Below are 18,744 nucleotides of genomic sequence, written 5' to 3'. Positions count from 1 at the left end.
CCCGGAGTACGGTCCTCCGGGGTGCCCGTCCCCGTGCCCCGTCAGGGGCGCGGGGAACTGCGCGCCCAGCCCCCACCGGGCGGCGGACGCATCACTGCGCACCCCACGGAACCTGCGGTGACCGATACCACTCGATGCCCAGGGCGTTCCACCGCTCGGCCTGCGCAGCGAGCCGCACCTTGTACCGCTCCCAGTCGTGGGTGTCAGCCGGCGACCACCCCAGCTCGGCAACACCGGGCAGGCGCGGGAACGCCATGAACTCGATGTGCCCGGAGTCCTCCAGCGTCTCGGACCACAGGGGCGCCTCGACCCCCTTCACCGCGCCCTCCGGCACCCCGGGCAGATAGGTCCCGGGGTCCCAGTCGTAGGACCGCCGCACCTCGACGTACCCCGCCCAGGACAGTCCCAGGGGCGTGTCCTCGGTGTACTTCATGTCGAGGTAGGCCCGGTCGGCCGGGGACAGGACGAGTCCCGTCCCGTTCTGCGCGGCCTTCACCACGCGTGCCTTCTCCTGCGCCGAGGTGCGGTCCAGACCCCAGTACTGCGCGAGCGCGCCCTCGGCCGGGGTCGCCCCGGTCAGCTGGTGCCAGCCGACGACGGTCTTGCCGTACTTCGCCACGATCGGCTGCACGCGGTCCATGAACGCCGCGTAGTCCTCGTGGCTGGTGGAGTGGGCCTCGTCGCCCCCGATGTGCAGGTACCTGCCGGGGGTGAGCGCGGCCAGCTCCCGGATCACGTCGTCCACGAAGTCGTAGGTGACGTCCTTGCCGACGCACAGCGAGCTGAAGCCGACCGCGGTGCCGGTGTACAGCGGCGGGGCCACGCCGTCGCAGTTGAGCTCGGCGTAGGAGGCGAGCGCGGCGTTGGTGTGGCCGGGCATGTCGATCTCGGGGACGACCTCCAGGTGGCGGGAGGCGGCGTAGCGCACGATCTCCTGGTAGTCGGCCTTGGTGTAGTGGCCGCCGGGTCCGCCGCCGACCTCGGTGGAGCCGCCGTAGGTGGCCAGGCGCGGCCAGGAGTCGATGGCGATGCGCCAGCCCTGGTCGTCGCTGAGGTGCAGGTGCAGCTTGTTGAGCTTGTACAGGGCGAGCTGGTCGATGTAGCGCTTGACCTGCTCCACGGTGAAGAAGTGCCGGGAGACGTCGAGCATGGCGCCGCGCCAGCCGTAGCGCGGGGTGTCGGTCACGGTGCCGCCGGCGACCGTCCAGGGGCCGGGCTGGACCGTGTCCCTCTCGACCGCCGCGGGCAGGAGCTGGCGCAGGGTCTGCACGCCGTGGAAGAGGCCCGCGGGCGTCCTGGCGCTGATCGTCACCGCTCGCGGGGAGCTGCTCAGGCGGTAGCCCTCGGCGCCGAAGTCGCCCCGGGTCAGGGCCAGTCGGATGCCGCCCTCGCCGCGCGTGGTGACCGGCAGCCGGTACCCGGTGGAGGGCCGCAGGATGTCCGCGAGGTACTGCGCGACCTGCCGCGCCTCGCGCGAGCCGTCGACGCGGATGTGCGTGCCGCGCGTGATCCGGTACGGGGCGCCGCCGGGCGTGACCGACGCGGGTGCCGGGACGACCCGGTCCAGCGGGGTGGGAGCGGCCGCCCGGGCCGGAGCGGCGCCGGTGGCGCAGACGCCCACCGCGACGAGCAGCAGGGAACCGAGAAGGCGAAGCGTTCTGTGGTGCTGTCGTACGAGACCGTCTCTCACAAAACCGTCCCTTCCATGAGCCGTTGAGCTCCAAGAGGTCTGGACCACTCTCCCGTGAGACGGGTGGAACAATCCACCCCATGGCGGAAATCATCCAGAAGGACGGCACGTGGATCTTCGACGGCGACGCCCTGCGGCTGACGCCCGGGCGGGACAAGAACGTCAGTGTGCTGCGCAGGGAGCTGGGTGAACTGGTCGTCCCGCTGGCCGCGTTGGCGGGCATCTCGTGCGAGCAGGGCAGGAAGGCGGGCCGGCTGCGGCTGCGCCTGCGCGACGGTGCGGATCCGCTGCTGCACGCGACCGGCGGGCGGCTCACCGAGCCCCACGACCCCTACCAGCTCGTCGTGGAGCCCGACCGCTACGGCGTCGCCGAGTACCTGACCGACGAGGTGCGCAACGCGCTGCTGCTGGACCGGGTCCCGGCCGGCCCGGTGACCGAGTACCTGCTGCCGGGCCCGGCCGTGCCCCTGTCGGCGTCCGCCGGGGACGGCACGGCGAGCTTCGACGGCGAGCGCATACGCCTGGAGTGGAACTGGAAGACGGAGGACGCCAAGGCCGCCGCCGGGACCCGCACGCTCGCGCTCGCCGACGTCACCGGCGTCCAGTGGCAGCCCGCGGCCGGACTGGACAACGGCCATCTGCGCTTCACCGTGCGCAACGCGCCCACCAAGACCCCGCCCAAGTACGACCCGAACGCCGTGGAGCTGTGGGGCTTCAAGAAGGACCCGCTGATGGCCCTGGTCGCGGCGGCGGTCCAGGCGAGGCTTCCGCACCCGGCCCGGCCCGCCGGCGACGCCGTACGGGACGCGCGCCCGGAGCTGCCCTCCTCCCCGGCCGCGGCCGCCGAGGACGACCACGACGCCCTGCTGCGCCGGCTTCGGGAACTCGGGGAGCTGCACCGCACGGGCGTCCTGACGGACGACGAGTTCGCCCTGGCCAAGCAGGCGGTCCTCAGGCGGATGTGACCGGACGCTGCCGGGCCGGCCACGAGGCCCTGCCCGGAATCGGGCAGATTTCTTGCGAAAGACTCGCTCGTGCTTCAGGATCATCGGGTGCACGACGAACTCGTTGATCATCTGACGCGCTCCAGCCCCCTCAGCCGGGGCGAGGCGCAGCGTGTGATCCAGGACGTGCTCGCCTACTTCGACGAGACGACCGAGGAGTACGTCCGTCGCCGCCACCGCGAGCTCCAGGCCCAGGGCCTGGTGAACGCGGCGATCTTCGAGCGGATCGAGGCGGACCTCAAGTACCGCGCGGTGGCCCCGCCGGAGCTCTCGCTCCGGCAGCTGCGGCGCATCGTCTACGGCTAGGAATACGTATACATGTGCGGAATCGTCGGTTACATCGGGAAGCGTGACGTCGCGCCCCTGCTCCTGGAGGGCCTGCAGCGCCTGGAGTACCGCGGCTACGACTCCGCGGGCATCGTCGTCACGTCCCCGAAGACGTCGGGCCTGAAGATGGTCAAGGCCAAGGGCCGCGTGCGCGACCTGGAGGCCAAGGTCCCGGCCCGCTTCAAGGGCACGACCGGCATCGCCCACACCCGCTGGGCCACCCACGGCGCCCCGTCCGACGTGAACGCCCACCCGCACCTGGACGCCGAGGGCAAGGTCGCCGTCGTCCACAACGGCATCATCGACAACGCGTCCGACCTGCGCCGCAAGCTGGAGGCGGACGGCGTCGAGTTCCTCTCCGAGACCGACACCGAGGTCCTCGTCCACCTCATCGCCCGCTCGCAGGCGGAGAAGCTGGAGGACAAGGTCCGCGAGACCCTCCGGCTCATCGAGGGCACCTACGGCATCGCCGTCATGCACGCCGACTTCCCGGACCGCATCGTCGTCGCCCGCAACGGCTCGCCGGTCGTCCTCGGCATCGGCGAGAAGGAGATGTTCGTCGCCTCCGACATCGCCGCCCTGGTCACGCACACGCGGCAGATCGTCACCCTCGACGACGGCGAGATGGCCACCCTCAAGGCCGACGACTTCCGCACCTACACCACCGAGGGCACCCGCACCACCGCCGAGCCCACCACCGTCGAGTGGGAGGCCGCCTCCTACGACATGGGCGGCCACGACACCTACATGCACAAGGAGATCCACGAGCAGGCCGACGCCGTGGACCGCGTGCTGCGCGGCCGCATCGACGACCGCTTCTCCACCGTGCACCTGGGCGGTCTGAACCTGGACGCCCGCGAGGCCCGGCGCATCCGCCGCGTGAAGATCCTCGGCTGCGGCACCTCCTACCACGCGGGCATGATCGGCGCCCAGATGATCGAGGAGCTGGCCCGCATCCCCGCCGACGCCGAGCCCGCCTCGGAGTTCCGCTACCGCAACGCGGTCGTCGACCCCGACACCCTCTACGTCGCCGTCTCCCAGTCGGGTGAGACGTACGACGTGCTGGCCGCCGTGCAGGAGCTCAAGCGCAAGGGCGCCCGCGTCCTCGGCGTGGTGAACGTGGTCGGCTCGGCCATCGCCCGCGAGGCCGACGGCGGCATCTACGTGCACGCCGGCCCCGAGGTCTGCGTCGTCTCCACCAAGTGCTTCACCAACACGACGGTCGCCTTCGCCCTGCTCGCCCTGCACCTCGGCCGCACCCGCGACCTCTCCGTCCGGGACGGCAAGCGGATCATCGAGGGCCTGCGCAAGCTGCCCGCGCAGATCGCCGAGATCATGGAGCAGGAGGAGGACGTCAAGAAGCTGGCCCAGCAGTTCGCCGAGGCCCGCTCGATGCTCTTCATCGGCCGCGTCCGGGGCTACCCGGTGGCCCGCGAGGCCTCCCTGAAGCTCAAGGAGGTCTCCTACATCCACGCCGAGGCATACCCGGCCTCCGAGCTGAAGCACGGCCCGCTGGCCCTGATCGAGCCGGCCCTCCCCACGGTCGCCATCGTCCCCGACGACGACCTGCTGGAGAAGAACCGCGCCGCCATGGAGGAGATCAAGGCCCGCAGCGGCAGGATCCTCGCGGTGGCCCACCAGCACCAGGAGAAGGCCGACGAGACCATCGTCGTCCCGAAGAACGAGGACGAGCTGGACCCGATCCTCATGGGCATCCCGCTCCAGCTCCTGGCGTACCACACGGCCCTGGCCCTCGGCCGGGACATCGACAAGCCGCGCAACCTGGCCAAGTCGGTGACGGTGGAGTAGAGGCCTTCCGGTAACGGGCGCGGGGCACTGCGCGAGCAACCGCACCCCACGGGCCGACAGACGACAACGGACCCCCACGTGCTGCCACCGCGCACGGGGGGTCCGTTCCATCGCCGGGAAGCCGCCCAACTCCCCAGCCGGCGCAGCTAGCCGGTGGCCGTCACTCCCCGGCCGGCAGCGCGTCGCGGAAGTGCCGTCGGCCAGTGCGCCCACGCGGCGGTGGCCGCGTACCAGGCCACCGCGCCCGCGGCGACGGCGAACCAGCCCCCGGCCTTCGCGAGCCCGTCGTTCTGCGCGAACGCGGCGACCGCGAGCAGCATCAGGGCCACGAAGAACAGCCCGTGGACGCCGCGGTTGAGCCGATCTCCGCCCGCGAGCGTGAGGGACAGCGCCGCGAGGGCGAACAGCAGCAGGAACAGCCCCGCCTCCTCGGCGGCGGCGACGTCGGTCACGGCCCAGGTGAACCACAGCGCCCCGAGCACGGAGAACGCCGTGCCGTCGGCGGCGTCGCCCTCCCGGAGGGCCACCACACCGGCGACGAAGAGCGCTGCTCCGCCGACGTACTGGGCGATTGACGAGGCGTCAGCGGCCGAGACGCCGTCGAGCACGGCGGTGTTCCCCAGACCGAAGGCCAACAGGGTAATTCCGAGGGCGAGTCGACCGGCCACGGTCGTGATTCCGCTTCCCGCGGGAACGTCTTTGTCCACGGCGGGCTCCCTTCGTGCAGTGGTGCGATGTCCCGTATATGCCCTTCACAAGGGCACAAACACCTTCATGCGCAGGGAAATTCACGCATGCACAAGGGAGTTGAACCGGGCCGGGGCTCAGGGAATGACGATGACGGGCCGCTGCGCCCGCTTGGCCAGCCGTCCCGCGACGGACCCGAAGATCCGCCCGACGATGCCGTGGGTCGACCCGACGACGATCGCGTCGGCCTCGTACTCCCGGCCGACCTCCTCGAGCTCGTGACAGATGTCACCGCCGCGCTCGACCAGGATCCAGGGCACCTCGGCGAGGTAGTCGGCACAGGCCAGCTCCAGACCGAGCACCTCGGTCCGGTGGTCCGGCACGTCCACGAAGACGGGCGGCTCGCAGCCCGCCCACACCGTGGTCGGCAGCCGGTTGGCGACGTGGACGATGATCAGGCCCGACCCGGAGCGATGGGCCATGCCGATCGCGTAGGCCAGGGCGCGCTCGCTGGACGTGGAGCCGTCGAAGCCGACGACGACCCCGTGCTTGAAAGCGGGATCGCACGAATGGCGTGGCTCTTCCGCCGCCAGGGGCTCGGCCGCCGTGGGATCGGCGACGGGCCGCTTGCGGTCCGCAGGTTCGAAGAATTCGTGACCGGCCATGGCTGTCTCGGCGTTGTGATCCTTTATGGGTGGGACAACAGGGTGCGGCGGAGCTGTGTCCGGGAATGGTCTTCCCAACCCCATACCCCCAAGGGTACGGCGGCACGCCTCTTCGGCCCAGCTCCCGCCCGTCGTGCGTGCGGGTTCCAGGGAGCATGCACGAGGCGACGCCCGTAACGCAATGGTTGCTGCCCTGTACAGGCGGTTTGCACGGGATGCACTCACCCGTGACAGTGGGGGCGGCACAGTGACCCACGCCCGGGCCGCGCGTTGAACCCCGTGAGCCACGCCACAGGGAGCCCGTCATGTCCGCACCACACCCCGCCTCCGAGGCGGACGGCGCGGCCGCGCCGAGGCGGGACACCGTGACGGACGTGGTCCGCTGGGCCGCCTTCAGCTGCCTGCTCGTCCCGGTCGTGCTCCTCGCCTGCGGCACCACCCTGGCCGGCGCGGCCGGCACGGCCCTCGGACTCGCGGCCGTCACGGGCGCCTGCCGGGTGCTGCTGCGCCAGTCCGAGCGGGGAGCGGCCCGGCTCGCGGCCGAGGACCGGGCGCCGCACCGGGGCAGGCGCCACCGCACGGGAACGGGGTCCCACCGCGGCGGACGGCACACGGGAGGAGAGACACCGGTCGACTGACCGGTTTCCGTACCCTGGCACGCTGCTTTTCAGCCAACTTCCGGCCTTGGCGCATCCCCCCACCCCACCACCCCCCAACCCCCGTTCGACCTGCACGGAAAGGGTCTCCGGGCGGTCCCGCACCCTACGTGGTTTGGCCACTGCGACGAGGCGCACTTCCCTGCACGCCCCACGAGTGCAACGCTTCGTGATCGAATGCTTTACGCCAAGTTGCCAAGTCGACAATGCGCCGAGTGCCGAACCGGCCACCTCGGCGCAACGCGACACAGTAGATTCGATCTTGACTGTCTACGGCGGGGGACTCGTGCAGGACCGAGGGGAAACGTGCAGGAGCGACACAACCGAGGAGCCGCGACCACCAAGGGGGGCTTAGCAGGATGAGCCACGACTCCACTGCCGCGCCGGAAACCACCGCGGCCCGGAAGCTGTCCGGGCGACGCCGCAAGGAGATCGTCGCGGTGCTGCTGTTCAGCGGCGGCCCCATCTTCGAGAGTTCCATACCGCTGTCGGTGTTCGGGGTTGACCGCCAGGACGCCGGCGTACCGCGCTACCGACTACTGGTGTGCGGAGGGGAGGAAGGCCCGCTGCGGACCACAGGGGGCCTCGAACTCACCGCACCACACGGCCTGGAGGCGATCTCACGCGCGGGCACGGTCGTCGTGCCGGCCTGGCGTTCGATCACCTCACCGCCACCGGAGGAGGCGCTCGACGCGCTGCGCCGCGCCCACGAGGAGGGCGCCCGCATCGTCGGGCTGTGCACCGGCGCCTTCGTGCTGGCGGCGGCCGGTCTGCTGGACGGCCGTCCGGCGACCACCCACTGGATGTACGCACCGACGCTGGCCAAGCGCTACCCGTCGGTGCACGTGGACCCGCGGGAGCTGTTCGTCGACGACGGCGACGTGCTGACCTCGGCGGGCACCGCGGCGGGCATCGACCTGTGCCTGCACATCGTGCGCACGGACCACGGCAACGAGGCGGCCGGGGCCCTGGCGAGGCGGCTCGTCGTGCCGCCGCGCCGCAGCGGCGGGCAGGAGCGCTACCTCGACAGGTCTTTACCCGAGGAGATCGGCGCCGACCCGCTCGCCGAGGTCGTCGCCTGGGCGCTGGAGCACCTCCACGAGCAGTTCGACGTGGAGACGCTGGCGGCTCGCGCGTACATGAGCCGGCGTACGTTCGACCGCCGCTTCCGCTCGCTGACCGGGAGCGCTCCGCTGCAGTGGCTGATCACGCAGCGGGTGCTCCAGGCGCAGCGGCTGCTGGAGACGTCGGACTACTCGGTGGACGAGGTGGCGGGGCGCTGCGGCTTCCGGTCGCCGGTCGCCCTGCGCGGGCACTTCCGCCGCCAGCTGGGCTCGTCCCCGGCGGCGTACCGGGCGGCGTACCGGGCCCGGCGTCCGCAGGGCGAACGCCCGCAGGAGACCGAGTCCGCCCCGGGCGGTCCCGGCTCCGGCCTGGCGGGGCATCCCGGTCACCCGGGCCACCACCCCCAGGCGCCCACCCCGCTGCACCCGGACCATCCCGTCCCGCACCAGTCCCGCCGCACGGCGGCGGCGAGCGCGGTCGGGGCGTCCGCGGCCCTGTCGGCCAGCCTGCCCGGCCCGCGCAGCGGAACGTGACGCGGTAGTCACCGGGCGGGCCGGCGTGATGCCGGCCCGCCCGGTGCGTTCCCGCTCCGGGCATGCAGCGTCCTCGCCCGGCCCCGCCGGCTCCTGCGGTGCCGACGACACGGCCGACCCGACCGCGCACCCCGCGCCGTAGGGTTGGGCCCATGAACGATCGCATGGTGTGGATCGACTGCGAGATGACCGGCCTCTCGCTGTCGGACGACGCGCTCATCGAGGTGGCCGCCCTCGTCACGGACTCGGAGCTGAACGTGCTCGGCGAGGGTGTGGACATCGTCATCCGGCCGCCGGACCGGGCCCTGGAGACGATGCCGGACGTGGTGCGCCAGATGCACACCGCTTCCGGCCTGCTCGAGGAGCTGCCGCACGGCACGACCCTCGAGGACGCCGAGGAGCAGGTCCTGGCGTATGTGAGGGAGCACGTCAAGGAGCCCGGCAAGGCCCCGCTGTGCGGCAACTCCGTCGGCACCGACCGCGGCTTCCTGCTGCGGGACATGCCCACGCTGGAGGACTACCTGCACTACCGGATCGTCGACGTCTCCTCGATCAAGGAGCTGGCCCGCCGCTGGTACCCGAGGGCGTACTTCAACAGTCCGCAGAAAAACGGCAACCACCGCGCCCTGGCCGACATCCGCGAGTCCATCGCGGAGCTGCGCTACTACCGCGAGGCCGTCTTCGTCCCGCAGCCCGGGCCCGACTCGGACACCGCGCGGACGATCGCGGCGAAGCACGTCCTGCCCGCCCAGTAGGCCGGACCGGGGAACGCCGAGGGGCGCCGCGAAAGGCGGGCGCGAGCACCCCTTCGGACCCTGTACACTTTTTCTCGGCCGGTCGGGGACGACACTGATCTCCAAGCCGGTCATGGTGGGTGTAGCTCAGCTGGTAGAGCACCTGGTTGTGGTCCAGGATGCCGCGGGTTCGAGTCCCGTCACTCACCCTGTACGACGAGGGGCTGTCCCGGGAGACCGGGGCAGCCCCTCGTCCGTGTTCCCGGCGGCCCGCTCGCGGCGCCCCGACTCCCCCGCGCGGGCGGGCCGTTCCCCGTGGCCCTCCGCGCGTGCGGGCCGCCAACGGGCGGAGCGGCCCTCACCCGCCGTCAGGAGGACGCCCGCGGCACCAGCTCCGTCGCCAGGACCAGCTGACGCCGCTCCAGGCTCCGGGACGCCGCCGGGCGGCGGTCGGCGACCTCGGACAGCAGCAGATCGATCATCCGCCGCCCCATCTCCTCGATGGGCTGGCGGACGCTGGTCAGCGGCGGATCCGTGTGCCGCGCTATGGCGGAGTCGTCGTAGCCCACGAGCGCCACGTCGTCCGGGATGCGGCGGCCCGCCTCGCGCAGGGCCTGCCGGGCCCCCGCCGCGGTGACGTCGGAGGCGGCGAAGACCGCGTCCAGGTCCGGGTGGCGCTCCAGCAGCGCCGTCATCGCGCGCAGGCCGCCGTCCTCGGTGAAGTCGCCCGCCTCGATCAGCGTCCCGTCCGCCGCGTGGCCGGCGTCGTCCAGGGCGTCGCGGTAGCCGTCGATACGGCGCTGGGCACCGTAGACGTCGAGGCGGCCGGTGATGTGGGCGATGCGGCGGCGGCCGCGGGAGATCAGGTGCTCGACGGCCTGCCGGGCCCCGCCGTAGTTGTCCGAGTCCACCGAGGCCAGCGTCTCCCCGGCCGACCGGGGGCCGCTGATGACCGCGGGGATCTCCAACTGCGCGAGCAGGTCCGGCAGCGGGTCGTCGGCGTGCACCGAGACCAGCAGCACACCGTCCACCCGGTGGGCCGCCAGGTACTGGGCGAGGCGCCGGCGCTCGCGGTCGCTGCCCGCGAAGATCAGCAGCAGCTGCATCTCCGTCTCCGACAGCTGCGCCCCGACGCCCTTGAGCATGTCCGAGAAGTACGGCTCCGCGAAGAAGCGGGTCTCCGGCTCGGGCACGACGAGCGCGATCGCGTCCGTGCGGTTCGCGGCCAGGGCGCGCGCGGCGGTGTTGGGGACGTAGCCGAGCTCGGCGACCGCCGCCTCGACCGCGGCGCGGGTCGCGTCGCTGACCCGGGGCGAACCGTTGATCACCCGGGAGACGGTGCCGCGGCCCACACCGGCGCGCGCCGCCACCTCTTCGAGGGTGGGCCGGCCCCCGCTGCGGCCCCGCGCTCCGTGGCTTGCCATGGGCTCCGCCTTCCGTCGTGTGTCACGCTGGCTGGAATCTAACAGCCCCGTCAGAGCCGGTGACCGCCCCTGTGGACCGAAGCTCCGGGTGCCTTCCGCTTGGGCCGGAACGCGGCTCGCGCGTACGGTACGGCGACCGAAACGAGTCAGGACCGCCGGTGCGCGGACGCCCCCACCGGCCCAGTTAACAGCCCGATAACTGAACGCATTTCGCCGTGCCCGGTCCCTTGACACCCTCGCCCCGACCCGCGACTCTTCAACACATCACTGGTGGGAGCGCTCCCACAGTACCTGACACCTACACATCCCGCACGTTCCCCACCCGAGCCGCAGCGAGTAAAAAGGGCCCAACAATGCCGTTGGCCCGGGGGGTCGGCACGTCAGGGCAACAGGAGGACCTCAGATGCGAGCACGTAGGGCGGTAGTGCTGGCGGCGGTGGCGTCGCTGGGCGCCGGACTGCTGGCCGGTTGTGCCGACGACGGCGGCAGCGACTCGGACTCGTCGGGCGGCAGCGGCGGCAAGACCGTGATCACCCTGGGTCTGTTCGGCACCTTCGGCTTCAAGGAGGCCGGACTCTACGCGGAGTACGAGAAGCTCCACCCGGACATCAAGATCCAGGAGAACGTCACCGAGCGGAACGAGAACTACTACCCGGCGCTGGTCAACCACCTCACGACCAACAGCGGCCTGATGGACATCCAGGGCGTCGAGGTCGGCAACATCGCCGAGGTCGTCGCCACCCAGGCGGGCAAGCTCGAGGACCTCTCCAAGGCACCCGGCGTGAAGCAGGACAACTACCTCGACTGGAAGTGGCAGCAGGCCACCACCAAGGAGGGCCAGACGATAGGTCTGGGCACCGACGTCGGCCCGATGGCCATCTGCTACCGCAAGGACCTCTTCGAGAAGGCCGGTCTGCCGACCGACCGCGAGGAGCTCGCGAAGATGTGGTCGGGCGACTGGCAGAAGCTGATCGACGTCGGCCAGAAGTACAAGAAGAAGGCGCCCGAGGGCACCACGTTCATGGACTCCCCCGGCGGCCTGATGAGCGCCATCATGTCCAGCGAGAAGGTCCGCTACTACGACGAGTCCGGCAAGGTCATCTACAAGGACAACCCGGTCGTCAAGAAGTCCTTCATGATGACCGCGAAGGCGGCCGAGGACGGACTGGTGGGAGCGCAGACGCAGTTCCAGCCGGCCTGGGACACCACCATCGCCAACGGCAAGTTCGCGGCGATGTCCTGCCCGCCGTGGATGCTCGGCTACATCGAGAGCAAGTCCAAGCCGGAGGCCCAGGGCAAGTGGGACGTGGCCGCCGCGCCCAAGTCCGGCAACTGGGGCGGTTCGTTCCTCAGCGTGCCCAAGAGCGGCAAGCACGTGAAGGAGGCCATCGAGCTGGCCGCCTGGCTCACGGCTCCGGAGCAGCAGGCGAAGCTGTTCGAGAAGCGCGGCAGCTTCCCCAGCACGCCGTCGGCGTACGACACCCCCGCCGTGCAGAACGCGAAGAACAAGATGACCGGTGACGCCCCGATCGGCAAGATCTTCGCCGAGGCGGCCGAGACGAGCCCGGTCCAGGTCATCGGCCCGAAGGACCAGATCATCGGGTCGGCGCTGAACGACAACGGTCTGGTGCTGGTCACCAAGGGCAAGTCGCCCGAGGAGGCCTGGAACACGGCCGTGAAGACCATCGACAACAACCTGGACAAGTGACCCGTATGGCCACCCGCCCCGACACCGCCGCGCTCCCCTCCAAGGAGGGGAGCGCGGCCCCGGCCCGTCCCGAGACGGGCAGGCCGCCCGCGCCGGTGGACGAGCGCCGCCGGGCCCGGTTGTCCCGACGCTGGCAGCGGGACGTGCGCTGGAGCCCGTACGGGTTCGTCTCGCCGTTCTTCCTGCTGTTCGTGGCCTTCGGCCTGTTCCCGCTGGTCTACACGGGCTGGGCCTCGCTGCACCAGGTGGAGCTGACGGCGCCCACCGACATGAACTGGGTGGGGCTGCGCAACTACACCCGGATCTTCGACGACGACTTCTTCTGGAACGCGGCGAAGAACACCCTGACCATCGGCATCATCTCCACCGTCCCGCAGCTGCTGATGGCCCTGGGCATCGCCCACATCCTCAACTACAAGCTGCGCGGCTCGACCTTCTACCGGGTCGTGATGCTCGCGCCCTACGCGACCTCGATCGCCGCCGCCTCCCTGGTGTTCGTGCTGCTCTTCGGCCGCGACTACGGCATGATCAACTGGGTCCTGAACATGGTCGGCATCGACCACATCGACTGGCAGAACGACCGGTGGCCCTCCCAGATCGCCGTCTCGACCATCATCATCTGGCGCTGGACCGGCTACAACGCGCTGATCTACCTGGCGGCGATGCAGGCCATCCCGAACGACCTGTACGAGTCGGCGGCGCTGGACGGGGCCAACCGCTGGCAGCAGTTCTTCCACGTGACGCTGCCGTCGCTGCGGCCCACGATCCTCTTCACGGTCGTCGTGTCGACCATCGGCGCCAGCCAGGTCTTCGGCGAGCCGCTGCTGTTCGACGCCAACAAGGGCGCCTCGGGCGGCGCCGAGCACCAGTTCCAGACCCTGGGCCTGTACCTGTACGAGCAGGGCTGGGTGAACCAGCACCTCGGCCGGGCCTCGGCGATCGCGTGGACGATGTTCCTCATCCTGATCGTCATCGGCATCGTCAACTACGTCATCTCGCGCCGGCTGCGCGCCAGTAGCTAAGGAGTGTGGCCGTGACGACGACTGTGACGCCCCCCGAGACGAAGACCCCCGCCCCCCAGCCCAAGCGCTCGCGCCTGCCCCGGTCGGCCCGGGCGGGCGGGACCCTGCACGCCGGCCCGGTCGCGTACGTGATCCTGGGCCTGTTCACCCTGGTCTCGCTGTTCCCGCTGGTGTGGACGGCGATCGCCGCCTCCCGGGACAACCAGCGGCTGGCCGAGACGCCACCGCCGTTCTGGTTCGGCGCGAACCTGTTCAAGAACCTGGAGATCGCCTGGCGGGACGCCAACCTGGGCGAGGCGTTCCTCAACACCACGATCGTGGCCGGGATCTCGGCGGCGACCATCGTCGTCCTGTCGACGATCGCCGGGTTCGCCTTCGCCAAACTGCGGTTCAAGGGCCGCAACGCGCTGATGCTGGTGGTGATCGGCACGATGATGGTGCCGCCGCAGCTCAGTGTGATCCCGCTGTACATGATGGTCGCCGAGCTGGACTGGACCGACCAGTTGCAGGCGGTCATCTTTCCCTCGCTGGTCAGCGCGTTCGGTGTGTTCTTCATGCGGCAGTACCTGATCCAGGCGCTGCCGGACGAGATCATCGAGGCGGCCCGGGTGGACGGCGCGAGCAGCTGGCGCGTGGTGTGGCACGTGGTGTTCCCCACGGCCCGGCCCGCGATGGCGGTGCTCGGCATGCTGATGTTCGTGCAGGCCTGGAACGACTTCCTGTGGCCGTTCCTGGTGCTGACCCAGACCGGCAACCCGACCGTGCAGGTCGCCATCGCGGGTCTCGGCCGCGGCTACACGCCCGACCAGTCCCTGATCATGGCGGGCGCGCTGCTGGGCACGCTGCCGCTGCTGCTGGTCTTCGCGATCTTCGGCAAGCAGATCGTGGGCGGCATCATGCAGGGTGCCGTCAAGGGGTAGCCCTTCCCTCGGGGGCCGGGCCGGTGCCGCTCCGGCCCCTGTCTTGTCTTCCTCCTCCCCTCCCCTCTTCACTCTCCGGTCTCCACGACCCCCTTTGGGAGCGCTTCCATGCCTGACTCCGAGAACCCGGCCACCGCGGTGACCTTCCCTTCGTCCTTCCTCTGGGGCGCGGCGACCTCCGCGTACCAGATCGAGGGAGCGGTGCGGGAGGACGGCCGTACGCCGTCGATCTGGGACACCTTCAGCCACACCCCCGGCAAGACGGCCGGCGGCGAGCACGGTGACGTCGCTGTCGACCACTACCACCGCTACCGCGACGACGTGGCGCTGATGGCCGAACTGGGCCTGGGCGCCTACCGCTTCTCCGTGTCGTGGTCGCGGGTGCAGCCCACCGGGCGGGGCCCTGCCGTGCAGAAGGGCCTGGACTTCTACCGCCGGCTGGTGGACGAGCTGCTGGAGAAGGGCATCAAGCCCGCCGTCACCCTCTACCACTGGGACCTGCCGCAGGAGCTGGAGGACGCGGGCGGCTGGCCGGAGCGGGACACGGCGTACCGGTTCGCGGAGTACGCGCAGCTTGCCGGGGAGGCGCTCGGGGACCGCGTCGAGCACTGGATGACCCTCAACGAGCCGTGGTGCGCCGCGTTCCTGGGGTACGCCTCCGGTGTGCACGCGCCGGGCCGCACCGACCCGCTCGCCGCGCTGCGTGCCGCGCACCATCTGAACCTCGCCCACGGCCTGGGCGCCGTCGCGCTGCGGTCGGTGATGCCGGCCCGCAACCAGGTGGCGATCGCCCTCAACTCGGCGGCCGTCCGGCCGCTTTCGCAGGACCCGGCGGACCTGGCCGCAGCCCGCAAGATCGACGACCTGGCCAGCGGTGTCTTCCACGGCCCGCTCCTGCACGGCGCCTACCCGGAGACGCTGTTCGCCGCGACGGCGGGTGTCACGGACTGGGGTTTCGTCCTCGACGGGGACCTGGAGCAGATACACCAGCCCCTGGACGCCCTCGGCCTCAACTACTACACGCCCTCGCTGGTGTCGGCCGCCGACCCGGCCGCCAAGGGGCCCCGGGCGGACGGGCACGGGGCGAGCGAGCACTCGCCGTGGCCGGGCGTGGACGACGTGGCCTTCCACCAGACGCCGGGCGAGCGCACCGAGATGGGCTGGACGATCGACCCGACCGGCCTGCACGAGCTGATCATGCGCTACTCCCGCGAGGCACCGGGCCTGCCGCTGTACATCACGGAGAACGGCGCGGCCTACGACGACAAGATCGACTCGGACGGCCGGGTGCACGACCCGGAGCGGGTCGCCTACCTCCACGGCCATCTGTCGGCGGTGCGCCGCGCGATCGCCGACGGCGCGGACGTCCGCGGCTACTTCCTGTGGTCGCTGCTGGACAACTTCGAGTGGGCGTACGGCTACGGCAAGCGCTTCGGCGCGGTGTACGTCGACTACGCCACGCTGGAGCGCACCCCGAAGACGAGCGCCCGCTGGTACGCGCAGGCCGCCCGGACGGGCACGCTGCCCGACGTGCAGGCGGTCTGAGCCTCCGGAGGACGGGGACGCGGCACGCTTGAGGGAGTGCCGCGCCCCTGCCCGCGAGACGACGGGTGCGCGGTCGTCCCTCGCGCGCCGCGCGCCGGGTCGCTGACGGACCGGTGCCGCGGCGCGACGTGGACGACGAGGGCCGGCGGGAGTGCGGGGTCGGCGTGGAGACGCGCCGGTCGTCAGTGCGAGCGCGAGCGGTGCGCCCTGGTGAGGCGGCCGGGGCGGCGGCGGCGCATCTGCCGGTGCCCCTTGCCGGCGGGCGGCCGTCCGGCCGGCTGGATCCAGAGGCGCACCTCGGTCCCGCCGAGCACCGAGGAGCCGATGCGGACGTCCCCGCCGGTCGACTCCGCGAGCCGGCGCACGATGTCCAGGCCGAGCCCGGTCGAGCCGTCGCTTCCGGAGCCGCTGCCCCGGGCCATCGCGGCCTCCGGGTCGGATATGCCGGGTCCGGCGTCGGACACCAGGACGATCACCGCGTCCTCGCCGTTGTGCACGTCGACCGCGAAGGCCGTGCCCTCCGGGGTGTGCCGGAAGACGTTGCCGAGCAGCGCGTCGAGCGCGGCGGCCAGATCGGCGCGGGCCACGGGGATGCGCACCGGCCGGTCGGCTCCGGCCACCCGCCACTTGCGCCCCTCGTCCTCGGCGAGCGCCGACCAGAAGGCCATCCGCTCGCGCACCACCTCGGCCGCGTCGCAGCCCGCGCCCGGACCGGCCGCGGCCGTCTGGGGTTTGGCCTCGCGGGCGGTGCGGATGATGGTGTCGACCTCGCGCTCGAGCTGCTCGACCGCGCTGCGGGTCTGGTCGGCGGCCGGTCCCTCGCCGAGCGAGGCGGTGTTCAGCCGCAGCACGGTCAGGGGGGTGCGCAGCCGGTGGGAGAGGTCGGCGGCCAGTTCCCTCTCATTGGCGAGGAGCTGGACGACCTGGTCGGCCATGGAGTTGAACGCGGCCGCGGCGAGCCGCAGTTCGCTCGGGCCCTCCTCGGGCACACGGGCGCCGAGCTTGCCCTCCCCCAGTTCGCTGGCCCCCTCGACCAGCCGCTGGGCGGGCCGGACCATGCGCACGCCCAGCCGGTCGGCGACCGCGACCGAGCCGAGGATCAGCGCGACCCCGACCGCGGCGAGGACCGCCCATGCCGTGCCCACGCCGTTGGTGACCTCCGACTCCGGCACGTACACCTCGACGACCGCGATCTCGCCGGTGCTGAGCGCCACCGGCTGGAGGAGGGTGGAGCCGCCGGTGACGGCGGTGGTGGAGGCGCGGCCCAGCTTGCGCACGGTCGCGATGTCCTGGTCGGCGGCGCGCTGCCGGCCGAGCTCCGACGCCTGCCGGCCGTCCCCGGCCGGCAGGTGCACGGCCATCCCGGCGTCGGAGCCGGCGGAGGCGACGACCCGCTCCAGCTGGTCGCGGTCGGTGGTGATGGACAGGGCCGGGGCGACGGCCGCGGCCTCCCGCTCGGCGTTGGAGAAGGCCCGGTCCCGCGCCATCTCGCGGATGACGAGTCCGAGCGGCACCGCGAAGGCGAGCACCACCATGGTGGTCACCGCCAGCGACACCTTCACCAGGGCCCACCTCATCGCGCGGCCCCCGGTGGCTCCAGCTTCACACCGACGCCCCGAAGGGTGTGCAGATAGCGCGGGTTGGCCGCCGTCTCGCCCAGTTTCCTTCTGAGCCAGGACAGATGGACGTCGATGGTCTGGTCGTCCCCGTACGACTGCTGCCAGACCTCGGCCAGCAGCTCCTTGCGGGGCACGACGACGCCGGGGCGGCGGGCGAGGAAGGCGAGCAGGTCGAACTCCCGCCGGGTGAGGTCCAGTCGCACGCCGTCCAGCTCGGCCTGGCGGCGCAGCGGGTCGACGGTCAGCCCGCCGACCCGGAGCACCGGGGAGGCCTCCTGCTCCCCCGCGCCGGAGCGGGCCCGGCGCAGCACGGCCGCCATGCGGGCCGACAGGTGCTCGACCGAGAAGGGCTTGGTGAGGTAGTCGTCCGCTCCCGCGTTGAGCAGCCGGACGATCTCCGTCTCCTCGTCCCGCGCGGTCGCGACGATCACCGGTACGTCCGTGATGCCGCGCAGCATCTTCAGGGCCTCGGACCCGTCGAGATCGGGCAGTCCGAGGTCCAGGACGACCACGTCGAAACGGAAATGGGCGACCTCGCGCAGCGCCTCCAGCGCCGTCCCCACGCTGCGCACGGTGTGCGCGGCGTCGGTCAGGTGCCGGATGAGCGCCGAGCGTACGAACTGGTCGTCCTCGACCACGAGCACACTTGCCATGCGCCGCACCGTACGCCATCCCGAACTGCCCGGTGCGGGCCTGTGGACAACTCCCCGTCGCGGGGCCGCCCGTCGTCTCGGCGGGCGCGATCTGTGGACAACGCCTGGGACGGGTGAGGCAGTATGGCCGCGATGCGCAGAGGACTCGTACACGTACTGGCCTGGCTGCTCGCGACGGGCGCGGCGGTCACGCTGTCGTGGTGGGGTGTCCACACGGTGATGGCGGGCACGGCCTACGACCCGCCGCGCGCTCTGCCCATCAAGGCCGCCGACACGGCCGCCCGGGTGTCCGAGCCGCCGGCCGCCCCGTCGCGGAAGTCGCCTCCGCCCAAGCGCCGCACGCCCGGTGCCGCACCGTCGTCCGGGAAGCCGGGCCCCGCCCCCTCGCGCACGCCGGGGCCGTCCCGCCCTGCCTCCCCGACGGCCGCTCCCGCCTCGACGGGTGAGGTCAAGAGCTACGACACCGAGGGCGGCCGGGCGGTCTTCGACCTCGGCAAGGCGTCGGCGTCCCTCGTCTCGGCGACGCCGGGCGCGGGCTGGTCGATGCAGGTGTGGAAGACCGAGTCGTGGATCCGCGTGGAGTTCGCCTCCGGCGCGGACCGGGTGTCGGTGTTCTGCACCTGGCACGACGGCCCGCCCCGCGTGGAGATCGGGACCTACTGAGCGCGGCGCGGACCGGCGGC

Annotated in this window: 17 protein-coding genes and 1 tRNA gene; 12 read left to right on the top strand and 6 right to left on the bottom strand. The window is 71.7% G+C overall.

Annotated elements, in window-relative coordinates; genetic code table 11:
* Positions 1 to 91: 91 nt before the first annotated feature.
* A complete protein-coding gene (locus ACFYWG_RS12065) occupies positions 92 to 1,690 on the bottom strand; it encodes a beta-N-acetylhexosaminidase (protein WP_385418983.1) in 1,599 nt (532 codons plus the stop codon).
* A gap of 80 nt (positions 1,691 to 1,770) precedes the next feature.
* Here ACFYWG_RS12065 and ACFYWG_RS12060 point away from each other — a divergent pair, with 80 nt between their 5' ends.
* From ACFYWG_RS12060 to glmS, 3 genes are all read left to right on the top strand, one after another.
* Positions 1,771 to 2,655, top strand: a complete 885-nt coding sequence (locus ACFYWG_RS12060; protein ID WP_385418980.1) for a DUF4429 domain-containing protein — start codon at positions 1,771 to 1,773, stop codon at positions 2,653 to 2,655.
* 87 nt (positions 2,656 to 2,742) lie between these two features.
* Positions 2,743 to 3,000 carry a hypothetical protein gene (locus ACFYWG_RS12055; RefSeq protein ID WP_376331670.1) on the top strand — a complete coding sequence of 86 codons (258 nt, stop codon included), beginning with the start codon at positions 2,743 to 2,745 and terminating at the stop codon, positions 2,998 to 3,000.
* Positions 3,001 to 3,012: 12 nt separating this feature from the next.
* A complete protein-coding gene (gene glmS / locus ACFYWG_RS12050; protein ID WP_376331668.1) occupies positions 3,013 to 4,830 on the top strand; it encodes a glutamine--fructose-6-phosphate transaminase (isomerizing) in 1,818 nt (605 codons plus the stop codon).
* Between the two features lie 146 nt (positions 4,831 to 4,976).
* On the opposite strand, the gene ACFYWG_RS12045 is transcribed toward glmS, so the two are convergent.
* The gene (locus tag ACFYWG_RS12045) at positions 4,977 to 5,537 is read right to left on the bottom strand and encodes a GPR1/FUN34/YaaH family transporter (protein WP_389200965.1); all 561 of its coding nucleotides are present in this window, start codon (positions 5,535 to 5,537) and stop codon (positions 4,977 to 4,979) included.
* Positions 5,538 to 5,654: 117 nt separating this feature from the next.
* On the bottom strand, positions 5,655 to 6,182 hold the full coding sequence (locus tag ACFYWG_RS12040; protein WP_010047889.1) for a universal stress protein: 528 nt from the start codon (positions 6,180 to 6,182) through the stop codon (positions 5,655 to 5,657).
* A gap of 305 nt (positions 6,183 to 6,487) precedes the next feature.
* On the opposite strand from ACFYWG_RS12040, the gene ACFYWG_RS12035 reads away from it, so the two are divergent.
* The 4 genes from ACFYWG_RS12035 (at position 6,488) to ACFYWG_RS12020 (ending at position 9,379) form a co-directional block, all read left to right on the top strand.
* Positions 6,488 to 6,820: a hypothetical protein gene (locus ACFYWG_RS12035; RefSeq protein WP_383499288.1), complete on the top strand. Its 333-nt coding sequence runs from the start codon at positions 6,488 to 6,490 to the stop codon at positions 6,818 to 6,820.
* 377 nt (positions 6,821 to 7,197) lie between these two features.
* The gene (locus ACFYWG_RS12030; RefSeq protein ID WP_383499291.1) at positions 7,198 to 8,436 is read left to right on the top strand and encodes a helix-turn-helix domain-containing protein; all 1,239 of its coding nucleotides are present in this window, start codon (positions 7,198 to 7,200) and stop codon (positions 8,434 to 8,436) included.
* Between the two features lie 152 nt (positions 8,437 to 8,588).
* Complete coding sequence (orn, locus tag ACFYWG_RS12025; protein WP_376331660.1) at positions 8,589 to 9,191, top strand: oligoribonuclease; 603 nt, start codon at positions 8,589 to 8,591, stop codon at positions 9,189 to 9,191.
* A gap of 115 nt (positions 9,192 to 9,306) precedes the next feature.
* A tRNA-His gene (locus ACFYWG_RS12020) sits at positions 9,307 to 9,379 on the top strand.
* A gap of 159 nt (positions 9,380 to 9,538) precedes the next feature.
* Here the strand turns inward: ACFYWG_RS12020 and ACFYWG_RS12015 are convergent.
* Entirely contained in the window at positions 9,539 to 10,594 is a 1,056-nt protein-coding gene (locus ACFYWG_RS12015; protein WP_383499296.1) for a LacI family DNA-binding transcriptional regulator, read from the bottom strand.
* Between the two features lie 403 nt (positions 10,595 to 10,997).
* Here ACFYWG_RS12015 and ACFYWG_RS12010 point away from each other — a divergent pair, with 403 nt between their 5' ends.
* The 4 genes from ACFYWG_RS12010 to ACFYWG_RS11995 all read left to right on the top strand — a co-directional run bounded on the left by ACFYWG_RS12010 (position 10,998) and on the right by ACFYWG_RS11995 (position 15,789).
* Positions 10,998 to 12,302, top strand: coding sequence for an extracellular solute-binding protein (locus tag ACFYWG_RS12010; protein ID WP_389200962.1), 1,305 nt, complete (start codon positions 10,998 to 11,000; stop codon positions 12,300 to 12,302).
* Between the two features lie 5 nt (positions 12,303 to 12,307).
* Positions 12,308 to 13,324: a carbohydrate ABC transporter permease gene (locus ACFYWG_RS12005; RefSeq protein WP_389201791.1), complete on the top strand. Its 1,017-nt coding sequence runs from the start codon at positions 12,308 to 12,310 to the stop codon at positions 13,322 to 13,324.
* Between the two features lie 11 nt (positions 13,325 to 13,335).
* On the top strand, positions 13,336 to 14,244 hold the full coding sequence (locus ACFYWG_RS12000; RefSeq protein ID WP_376331655.1) for a carbohydrate ABC transporter permease: 909 nt from the start codon (positions 13,336 to 13,338) through the stop codon (positions 14,242 to 14,244).
* A 108-nt stretch (positions 14,245 to 14,352) separates the two neighbouring features.
* On the top strand, positions 14,353 to 15,789 hold the full coding sequence (locus ACFYWG_RS11995) for a GH1 family beta-glucosidase (RefSeq protein WP_389200960.1): 1,437 nt from the start codon (positions 14,353 to 14,355) through the stop codon (positions 15,787 to 15,789).
* A gap of 182 nt (positions 15,790 to 15,971) precedes the next feature.
* Here the strand turns inward: ACFYWG_RS11995 and ACFYWG_RS11990 are convergent, their stop codons facing one another.
* Both ACFYWG_RS11990 and ACFYWG_RS11985 read right to left on the bottom strand, forming a co-directional pair.
* A complete protein-coding gene (locus ACFYWG_RS11990; RefSeq protein ID WP_383499308.1) occupies positions 15,972 to 17,366 on the bottom strand; it encodes a sensor histidine kinase in 1,395 nt (464 codons plus the stop codon).
* Positions 17,363 to 18,061: a response regulator transcription factor gene (locus tag ACFYWG_RS11985; RefSeq protein WP_376331649.1), complete on the bottom strand. Its 699-nt coding sequence runs from the start codon at positions 18,059 to 18,061 to the stop codon at positions 17,363 to 17,365. The genes ACFYWG_RS11990 and ACFYWG_RS11985 overlap by 4 nt, the downstream gene beginning before the upstream one ends.
* A gap of 132 nt (positions 18,062 to 18,193) precedes the next feature.
* Between ACFYWG_RS11985 and ACFYWG_RS11980 the strand changes: the two genes are divergently transcribed.
* Positions 18,194 to 18,724, top strand: coding sequence for a hypothetical protein (locus ACFYWG_RS11980; RefSeq protein WP_383499312.1), 531 nt, complete (start codon positions 18,194 to 18,196; stop codon positions 18,722 to 18,724).
* The last annotated feature ends 20 nt before the right edge of the window (positions 18,725 to 18,744 follow it).

This window comes from Streptomyces sp. NPDC003456 (assembly GCF_042878735.1).
Classification (GTDB): domain Bacteria; phylum Actinomycetota; class Actinomycetes; order Streptomycetales; family Streptomycetaceae; genus Streptomyces.
This window is presented reverse-complemented; position numbering and strand designations above follow the sequence as displayed.